This window comes from Pigmentiphaga sp. MLSB6-MA01 (genome assembly GCF_058793475.1).
Genome location: NZ_JBXAFV010000025.1, coordinates 1 through 8,640, shown reverse-complemented (window position 1 = coordinate 8,640; position 8,640 = coordinate 1). Strand labels below are relative to the sequence as shown.

Genomic DNA, 8,640 nt, shown 5'->3' with positions numbered 1-8,640 from the left:
CGGGAAGTCCCGCGCAGCGGGACCGGCTTCGCTGCGCCCCACCGCGGGCCGCCCCACCCCACCGGTCAAGGACGGTTCAGGAACCCGATCCCAGACATTCATGAGTGTCGATGCAGCCTAGGAGCGGTGCTTCGGCGGGAGGGGCGCCGGCGTGCCGTCGGGCAGTGGAATGCGCGCGGTATTGAGGACCATGGCCAGCAGGCCGTAATAGCCGCAAAGCGCCAGCAGGTCCAGGACGCCGCGCCTGCCGTAGCGTTGCAGGATGGCATCGTAGGCGCGCTCGCCGGGCTCGCCGTCGCGCAGCAGTTCGCCGCAGAAGTCGCAGGCGTCGCGCTGTTCGTCCGGCATGGCGGGCAGCGGCTGCCCGTGGGCGATGGCGTCGATCACGGCAGTGTCGAGACTCGTCGTGTTCAGCGCGATGCGCCGGTGGGCGAACCATTCGTACTGGCAGTCCCAATGCCGGGCCGTGACAAGCACCGCCAATTCGACCAGCTCGGGCGGCAGTCCCGTGCCGAACCGCAGATGCTCGCCCAGTTGCTGCAGGCGATCGGCCAGGTCCGGATGGTGCAGCAGCGCAAGGAAGGGGCCCTTGACCTCGCCGCGTGGCCCGGCGGCGATGCTGGCCGCCACCTCCCGCTGGCGCGGGTCCATCTGTTCGGGGGGAATGCGGGGAAAGCGCGGTTCTTGCATGAGCCTAGTTCCTGACGGTAATGGAGTGAGGCGGGCGGCCCGGGGGAATGTCGGCCATGCGCCAGTGCAGGGCGCGCACTTCGCCGAATTCGTGGGGCAGGCGTTCCCATTGGTCGCCGCCATCGACGCTGCGGAACAACTGGCCCAGGTTGGTGCAGGCGAACAGCAGCATGGGATCGGACGGATGCGTCGCGATGCACCACAGCGTGCTGTTGAGCCGGCCTGGAAGCGGGACGGGTTGCCAGGTGTCGCCATGGTCCGTGCTTCGCAGCAGGCGGGCATCGCTGCCCGGGGGGCCGTTGCCGTTGGTCAGGAACACGATGCGGTCGGTATCCGCGCGTGGCACCACGGCTCGGGTGTATTGCCACGGAGAGTCGAGCTGCTGGAACGTCCAATGGCCGCCATCGTCGTCGCTGCGGTGCAGGCCGCGATTGGTGGTGGCCAGGATCGTGCGCACCCCGCCGGGCTTCCTCAGCACCGCGATGCCGTGGACGTCCAGCGATACGAGCCCCTCGTTCCTGGGCTCCCAGGTCCGGCCGCGATCGCCGCTGCGATAGATGCCGCCGATTTCGATGGTGGCCCACAGCACGTCGGGATCGACGGGATCGACCAGGATCTGGGTGACGCGCGTGGGCCCCTGGTTGATGGGCGAGAAGGCGGCCGCGCCGGGTAAATCGAACGGCCGCCAGGAGGCGCCGCCGTCCTCGCTGCAATAGACCGCGGCGGGCCGTCCGCCAGCGTAGAGGACGTCAGGGTCGACGGGGGATTGCGCCAGCGCCCAGACATCGGCCAGCGGCGACGGTACGGGGGTCCAGCGGGTCGTGGATTCGTCCCAGCGATGGATGCCCATGTCGGTTCCCGCGTGCAGGACGCCCGGCCTGGCGGGATGGCTGCTGAACGTCCAGACGCGGGCCTCGAGATACATGCCCGAATGGCTGTTCGGATGCAGCCAGGTTTCTCCCCGGTCTTCGCTGAACCATGCGGAATGGCCGGCGGTGCCGGCATAGACTTCGATACGCCTCGACATCCCCGTTTGCCTCCTTGATGACGCCAGATCATCAGTATATCTTTTCCGTAAAAATATACTACTATGTAAGAAATTTTATTATTCGGAGACAGCAATAAAACGGATCCTGGCGGTCATGGCGCTCCTGGCGACAGTCGGCGCGCCCGCGCTCGCGGCCTACCCCGAGCGTCCGGTGCGGATCATCATCGGCTTTCCCCCGGGCGGGGCGATCGACACCATTGCGCGGCTGATGGGGCCGCCGCTGGCGGAGCGGCTGGGCCAGCCCGTGGTGATCGAGAACAAGCCGGGCGCCGGCGGCGTGGTGGCCACGCAGGGCGTGGCGAGAGCCGAAGCCGACGGCTATACCGTGCTGATGGGAACGATGGGCAATCTGAGCATCACGCCGGTGCTGACCAAGGACCTCAGCTATGACATGGAGAAGGACTTCGCGCCGGTCACCGTGGTCGCCTCGTCGGGGTTCGTGCTGTACGTGAATCCCGCGCTGCCGGCCCGCACCGTGGGCGAATTGATCGCCTATGCCAAGGCGAACCCCGGCAAGGTCAATTTCTCGTCCAGCGGCAACGGCGGATTGCCGCACATGGCGGGGGAGCTGTTCAATGCCGCCACGGGCCTGAAGCTGACCCACGTGCCGTACAAAGGCAGCACGCCCGCCATCAATGACGTGATCGCCGGGCAGGTGCAGATGACCTTCGAGGCGACGGCCATCGGGCTGCCGTTCGTCGAGGCCGGGCGCCTGCGCGCGCTGGCCACCACCGGCGACCGGCGGCTGGCCGTCTTCCCTGACGCCCCGGCCGTGGCCGAGACCCTGCCGGGCTTCAGTGTTACCAACTGGTTCGGCATGGTGGTGCCGGCCAGGACGCCGCAGGACCGGATCGACCGCCTGCAGAAGGAAATCGCCGTCGTGCTCGCCCGCCCGGAAATCAAGGAGCGCCTGGATGCGCTGGGGGTCGCCGTGGTGGCCAGCCCGCCGGAGGCGGCCGGCCGCTTCATGCGGGAGGAGCGTTCGCGCTGGGCGAAAGTGATCCGGGATGCGAACATCACGGCGAACTGACCGGAGTCGGGAGGGATGCCGCGCAGCCGCCCTGGATGGGCGCGCGCGGCGGGATCATAACGTTTTGTTTCGATGGGATAGTGCCGCATGATGAATGGCGCCGAGTCGCTTGTCAGGACCCTTCTCGCGTCCAGCGTGGACGTCTGTTTCGCCAATCCGGGAACGTCGGAGATGCACTTCGTCGCCGCCCTCGATCGGGTGCCCGGCATGCGATGCGTGCTGGGCCTGTTCGAGGGGGTGGTGACCGGGGCGGCCGATGGTTATGCGCGCATGGCCGGGCGGCCCGCCTCGACCTTGCTGCATCTGGGGCCAGGCCTGACCAATGGCATGGCCAATCTGCACAATGCCCGCAAGGCCCGGTCGCCCATCGTGAACATCGTCGGTGAACACGCGAGCGATCATCTGCAGTACGAAAGCCCGCTGCGCAGCGATGTACCGGGCGCGGCGGCCCTGGCTTCCGACTGGTGGCGGGTGGGCGGCGACGGACGGAGCATCGCCCGGGACGCGGCCGATGCCGTGACCGCCGCGCGCAGCCAGGATGGACAGATCGCGACGCTCATCCTGCCGGCCGATACCGCCTGGAGCCCCGGCGGCGAGCCGATGGGGGCCGCCGAGCCGCCGGCCCTGGCGCGGGCGTCGGCCGAGGCGATGCGCCGGGCGGTCCAGGCGCTGCGCTCCGGCCGACGCTGCGCCGTGCTGGTGACCGGACGAGCGCTGGAAGAGGCTGGCCTGCCCGTGGTGGCCCGACTGGCCGGCGCGGGTATCCGCGTCATGGCCTCGCAGTCGAATCGCCGGGTCGCGCGGGGACGGGGCCGGCTGGTGGTTCCGCGGGTGCCGTTCGCCGTGGATCAGGGGGTGGCCGCGCTGGCGGGACTGGATGTGCTGATCCTCGTGGGGAGTCATCCGCCCGCGGCGTTCTTCGGCTATCCGGGCAAGCCGCGCATGCTCACGCCCGCCGGCTGCGAGATCCAGGCCCTGGTCGAACCGGGTGGCGACGCCTTGCATGCGCTGGCCTGGCTGGCCGACGAACTGGGCCTGCCTGGCGCCGCGCCCGTTCCGGTGGCCGCGGCGCCAGGGCTGCCCGCCGATGGCCCGCTCGATGCCGATACCGTCATGCAGACCATGGCCGCCCTGCTTCCCGAGGGTGCCATCCTGTGCGACGAATCCGTGTCGTCGGGCCGTTCGCTGTTCCGGTTTACCGACGGCGCGGCGCCGCATGACTACTTGCAGATCACCGGCGGCGCCATCGGTTCCGGCCTGCCGATGGCCACGGGGGCCAGCGTGGCTTGCCCGGACCGCAAGGTGGTCTGCTTCGAAGGCGACGGCAGCGGCATGTACACGCTCCAGGCGCTGTGGACCCAGGCGCGCGAGCGGCTGGACGTGGTGACCCTCATCCTGGCCAATCGCAGCTACCGGATCCTCCAGGGCGAGTTGAAGGGCGTGGGTATCGACCAGCCCGGCGAACAGGCGCACAGGATGCTCGACCTCGTGGGGCCCGAGCTGGACTGGGTGGCGCTGGCGCGCGGCCAAGGGGTCGAGGCGGTGGCGGTGGATACGGTGTCGGGCCTGGCGGATGCCTTCCGCGGTGCGTGCGCCCGGCGGGGGCCGTTCCTGATCGAGGCGCGCATACCCTGAACCCGGCGGCCGCGGCAGTGGGGCCCCGCCGTGCCGTCAGCGCAGCGGGGAGTGGGCCGCGGCCAGCATCAGGCTCGATTCGATGCGATCGACGAGATGGCCGTGCCGCGCCAGAAAGGCGCGCCATCCGTCCTGGGCCAGCGAGGCGGCCAGGCGCGCGCCCACGTCGCGATAGGCCAGTATCTGCACGACCTCGTTCAGGCGCCCGGCCTGCGTGGTCCAGATGCCCACGGAAGCGACGGATGCCGCATCGGGGTGCGCATCGCGCAACAGGGCCGCGAACTCCGCGGCCTTGCCTACCTTGGTGCGGATGAGCCTCGTCTCGTAGATATTGCGGTCCGGGGCCGGAGGTTGTGCCAGCGGCGCGATGGCCTCCATCAGCCGGATCTCCTGCTCCTGCATCAGCGGATGCACCTTCGCCACATAGTCGTCGCGCCAGGCCGGCAGCGCGGCGAGCCGGGCGCGCGCGGCCTGCCGTGTTTGCAGATCGTCGTGCTGCCAGAGATTGAAGATGCGATGGACCGAGCCGATTTCGCCGAACCAGAAGCCGAGGAGCCGGCCGTAGGCATCGCCTCGAACGGGGACGGCAACCTCCTGGGCCAGCCGGAGATACTCGGCCAGGCCGCCGGGGGCGACGGTGTAGATGCGGAGTTCGTCGATGGGCATGGCGGCGCCTCTTACGTCTCGTTTATTGACAAAGTTTCCCAAATTATAAGATAATTTTTTAATCGGGGCGTCCAGAAGGCGACTGCCGCCGCCGAGTCCCTGCATCGCCCCGGCCACGCGCAAGCGACGATCTGACTCATGACTGCACTCTTTTCTCCGCTCGTGCTGGGTGGCATGGAACTCCCGAACAGGATCGCCGTGTCGCCCATGGCCCAGTACAGCAGCGCGCCGGATGGCTGTGCCAGCGACTGGCATCTGGTTCATCTGGGACAACTGTCGTATTCCGGCGCGGGGCTGGTCATGACCGAGGCCACCGCGGTCGAGCCCGACGGCCGGGGTTCCCTGCAATGCCTGGGCCTGTATGGCGACTCGCAAGAGCAGGCGCTCGGCCGCGTGGTCGATTTCTGCCGGCAGTGGGGAGGCGCCCGCCTGGGGGTCCAACTGTCGCACACCGGGCGCAAGGGATCCGTGCGCCTGCCCTGGGCGGGGCGCGGGCCGCTGCCTGCCGAGGAAGGGGGCTGGCCCGTCCTGGCGCCCTCGGCCTTGGCGGCCGACGAAGGCGGGCCGGTTCCGGCCGAACTCGACGAAGCCGGATTGCGGCGCGTCGCGCAGGCATTCGTGTCCGCCGCCCGGCGGGCAGTGCGCATCGGTTTCGATGTGATCGAACTGCATGCCGCGCACGGTTACCTGCTGCACCAGTTCCTGTCCCCCCTGTCGAACCGGCGCGACGACGCCTATGGCGGCGATGCCGCACGCCGCATGCGCTTTCCGCTGGAGGTCGCGCAGGCGGTCCGGGCCGTGGTCCCGTCCGATCGGGCCCTGGGCGTGCGCATCAGCGCCAGCGACTGGGCCGAGGGCGGCTTCGGGCTCGACGATGCGGTGGCCTTCGCCGGCACCCTGAAGTCCATCGGGTGCGACTACGTTTGCGTGTCCAGCGGCGGCCTGGTGGGGCGCCAGCAGATCCGGGTCGGGCCGGAGTATCAGGTGCCGTTCGCCGCCGAGGTCCGCCAGCGGACGGGCCTGGCCACCCGCGCGGTCGGCATGATCGCGCTCGCGCAGCAGGCCGACGCCATCGTACGGTCCGGACGCGCCGACTTCGTGGCGTTGGGACGGGCGATGCTCGACGATCCCCGCTGGGGATGGCACGCGGCCGAAGCCCTGGGCGCTGCGGTCGACTATCCCAAGCCCTATGCGCGCGCCGCCAGTGCCGCCTGGCCTGGAGCCCGGCTGGTCAGGCCGGGTGGCGCCAGTGCTTCCTAGACACCGCGTTACGAAAGCGCGCATCGCGCGCGGATCGCGAACATGGAGATTCCGACTATGAATGCGTATGCCTCGCCCGCGCCGTTGAAAGTCGGGCTGATGGTGCCGGCGAACAACACCACCATGGAGCGGGAACTGACCGCCTGGCTGCCGGACGGGTCACGGTGCGTCACCTTGCGGATCCCGCGCGGCGCGGGCTTGTTGACCAAGGAAACCCTGCCTCCCTACAAGGCCAGTGCGCTTGAACTGGCGGCGAGCTTTCCCCCGGATATCGACGTGGTGGCATATGGCTGCACGGCGGCGGGGTTCATCGCCGGGCCCCGGGGCGAAGCGCAACTGGCGGAGGAGCTGGCGGCGATCACGGGCAAGCCGGTGGTCACCACCGCGCGGTCGATGGTGGCGGCGCTGCAGGCGGCTGCCGCTCGCCGCATCGCGCTGGTCACGCCCTATAGCGACGAAGTCAACCGCAACCTCGGTCTGTTCCTGGCCGAGGGGGGGATCGAGGCGCACCGCGTCAGCAGCCTGGCCGCGGCCGATGTCGAAGCGTTGGGGCGCATCACGGCACCGGAGGTGGCGGCGTTGGCGCGGAACACGATGGACGACGGTTGCGACGCGCTGTTCATCGCCTGTTCGCAATTGCCCACCTACGACATCCTGGATTCCCTGCAGGCGGAGCTCGGCCGGCCTGTCTGGTCTTCAATCAAGGCCACCGCGTGGCGGGCCTTGCAGGCCGTGGCGCAGACGACACGCCGGTAGAAACCGGCGACACGAAAAAAACCATCGAGACAGCCGCGATCGCGCCCGACGCCGACGCGGACCACCAGGAGGGCATCATGAAGAGAGGCATCAGGCAATCGGCCGCGACCGTCTTCGCGGGTATGCTGGTATTCGCGGCAGGGGGGGCCGGCGCGCAAGGCTATCCCACCCAGCCGATCAGGCTCGTCGTTCCCTATAGCACCGGCGGCGTCACCGACATCACCGCACGGCTCGTCGCGCCCTACGTTTCCGAGGCGCTGGGCCAGCAACTGGTGATCGAGAACCGCAGCGGCGGCGCTTCGATCCCGGGGTCCGAGGCGGTCGCGCGGGCGGAGCCGGACGGCTACACGCTGTTGCTGACATCGACCGCGCTGGCGGCCAATCCCGTATTGTTCAAGAAGCTGCCGTTCGACGCGCGCAAGGATCTCGCGCCGGTCAGCCTGCTGGCCACAGTGCCCACGGTGCTGGTGGTTCCGACCTCGCTGCCGGCCAGGAACCTGAAGGAGTTCATCGCGCTGGCGAAGTCGCGGCCAGGGGGACTGGACTACGGGTCGGCCGGCTACGGCAGCGGCAACCACCTGACCACCGAAGTGTTCAAGAGCGCGGCCGGCATCGAGGCCCAGCACATTCCCTACAAGGGGGGCGGCGCGGTCATGGCGGACCTGGTGGGCGGCCAGGTGTCGTTCGTATTCGCGGTGTTGCCCACCGCGTATCCCTTCATCACCAGCGGCAAGCTGCGCGCGCTGGCCGTCAGCGGCGCCACGCGCAATCCCGCGCTGCCGGACGTGCCCACGGTGGCGGAGGCCGGGGGGCTGCCCGGCTTCAGCATCCAGGAGTGGATAGGCATTTTCGCGCCCGCCCGCACGCCGCGCGCGATCGTCGATCGGGTCAATGCCGCGACCGTCAAGGCGCTGCGGAACCCGGAACTGATCGGCAAGCTGAACGGGCTGGGGCTGGAGGCGCGGGGCGGTCCACCCGAGGCGCTCAGGGATTACTTCGGCGAAGAGAGCGACCGGTGGGTGACGCTGGCCAAGAAGGTGAAACTGGACAAGGTCGAATGAGCGCCGCGCCCTCTGCGGCATGGGCGCCGGCCGCCGAAGCCCGTGTCCGCGAGCTGGCGGAGTTCCTGTGGGAGCAATCGCCCGGCCATTTCGGCGGCGCGTTGTCCAAGATCCTGGTCAGCGCGCAGACGCCGGGTGCCCGCTACCTGGACCTGCGGCTGTCGAGCTACGAGCCCATGGCCTATGTGCAAAGCCACGTGCACGACGAGAAAGAGCAGATCTATTACTTCGTCGATGGCGAGGGGCTGCTGGAGTTGGGACAGGAACGGCAGGTCGTGCGCGCGGGCAGCTTCGTCCTCATTCCGCCCGGCGTGCCCCACGCGCTGCACAACACCGGGCTGGCGAACCTGGTCTTCCTGGTCGTCACGACCCCGACCGGGCCGCGCTGAATCGGCCGCGCGGGGCGCGGCCGCCGTGGTCAGTACAGCACGACCGATCGTATGGACTCGCCGCTCTTCATGAGGTCGAATCCCTCGTTGATGCGTTCGAGGGGC

At 69.2% G+C, this 8,640-nt stretch carries 9 protein-coding genes and 1 pseudogene; 6 read left to right on the top strand and 4 right to left on the bottom strand.

Annotation, left to right across the window (positions count from 1 at the left end):
• Positions 1 to 117 precede the first annotated feature (117 nt).
• Positions 118 to 690, bottom strand: coding sequence for a carboxymuconolactone decarboxylase family protein (locus AC1Q6E_RS27650; RefSeq protein WP_492573929.1), 573 nt, complete (start codon positions 688 to 690; stop codon positions 118 to 120).
• 4 nt (positions 691 to 694) lie between these two features.
• A complete protein-coding gene (locus tag AC1Q6E_RS27645) occupies positions 695 to 1,717 on the bottom strand; it encodes a WD40/YVTN/BNR-like repeat-containing protein (protein ID WP_492573928.1) in 1,023 nt (340 codons plus the stop codon).
• A gap of 115 nt (positions 1,718 to 1,832) precedes the next feature.
• Between AC1Q6E_RS27645 and AC1Q6E_RS27640 the strand changes: the two genes are divergently transcribed.
• The gene (locus AC1Q6E_RS27640; RefSeq protein WP_492573927.1) at positions 1,833 to 2,768 is read left to right on the top strand and encodes a Bug family tripartite tricarboxylate transporter substrate binding protein; all 936 of its coding nucleotides are present in this window, start codon (positions 1,833 to 1,835) and stop codon (positions 2,766 to 2,768) included.
• 90 nt (positions 2,769 to 2,858) lie between these two features.
• Entirely contained in the window at positions 2,859 to 4,403 is a 1,545-nt protein-coding gene (locus tag AC1Q6E_RS27635) for an acetolactate synthase large subunit (RefSeq protein ID WP_296560261.1), read from the top strand.
• Positions 4,404 to 4,439: 36 nt separating this feature from the next.
• Here the strand turns inward: AC1Q6E_RS27635 and AC1Q6E_RS27630 are convergent, their stop codons facing one another.
• On the bottom strand, positions 4,440 to 5,069 hold the full coding sequence (locus tag AC1Q6E_RS27630) for an NIPSNAP family protein (protein WP_296560255.1): 630 nt from the start codon (positions 5,067 to 5,069) through the stop codon (positions 4,440 to 4,442).
• Positions 5,070 to 5,207: 138 nt separating this feature from the next.
• Here AC1Q6E_RS27630 and AC1Q6E_RS27625 point away from each other — a divergent pair, with 138 nt between their 5' ends.
• From AC1Q6E_RS27625 to AC1Q6E_RS27610, 4 genes are all read left to right on the top strand, one after another.
• Entirely contained in the window at positions 5,208 to 6,329 is a 1,122-nt protein-coding gene (locus AC1Q6E_RS27625) for an NADH:flavin oxidoreductase/NADH oxidase (protein WP_152794298.1), read from the top strand.
• 42 nt (positions 6,330 to 6,371) lie between these two features.
• Positions 6,372 to 7,085, top strand: coding sequence for a maleate cis-trans isomerase family protein (locus AC1Q6E_RS27620; RefSeq protein ID WP_152794296.1), 714 nt, complete (start codon positions 6,372 to 6,374; stop codon positions 7,083 to 7,085).
• Positions 7,086 to 7,162: 77 nt separating this feature from the next.
• Entirely contained in the window at positions 7,163 to 8,146 is a 984-nt protein-coding gene (locus AC1Q6E_RS27615; protein ID WP_152794294.1) for a tripartite tricarboxylate transporter substrate binding protein, read from the top strand.
• Positions 8,143 to 8,535 (top strand): cupin domain-containing protein, encoded by a 393-nt coding sequence (locus AC1Q6E_RS27610; RefSeq protein ID WP_152794292.1) that lies wholly within the window; start codon positions 8,143 to 8,145, stop codon positions 8,533 to 8,535. Before AC1Q6E_RS27615 ends, AC1Q6E_RS27610 begins: the two co-directional genes overlap by 4 nt.
• Positions 8,536 to 8,564: 29 nt before the next feature.
• On the opposite strand, the pseudogene AC1Q6E_RS27605 reads toward AC1Q6E_RS27610, so the two are convergent.
• Positions 8,565 to 8,640 (bottom strand): annotated as a pseudogene (locus tag AC1Q6E_RS27605) (zinc-binding alcohol dehydrogenase); the annotation flags it as partial.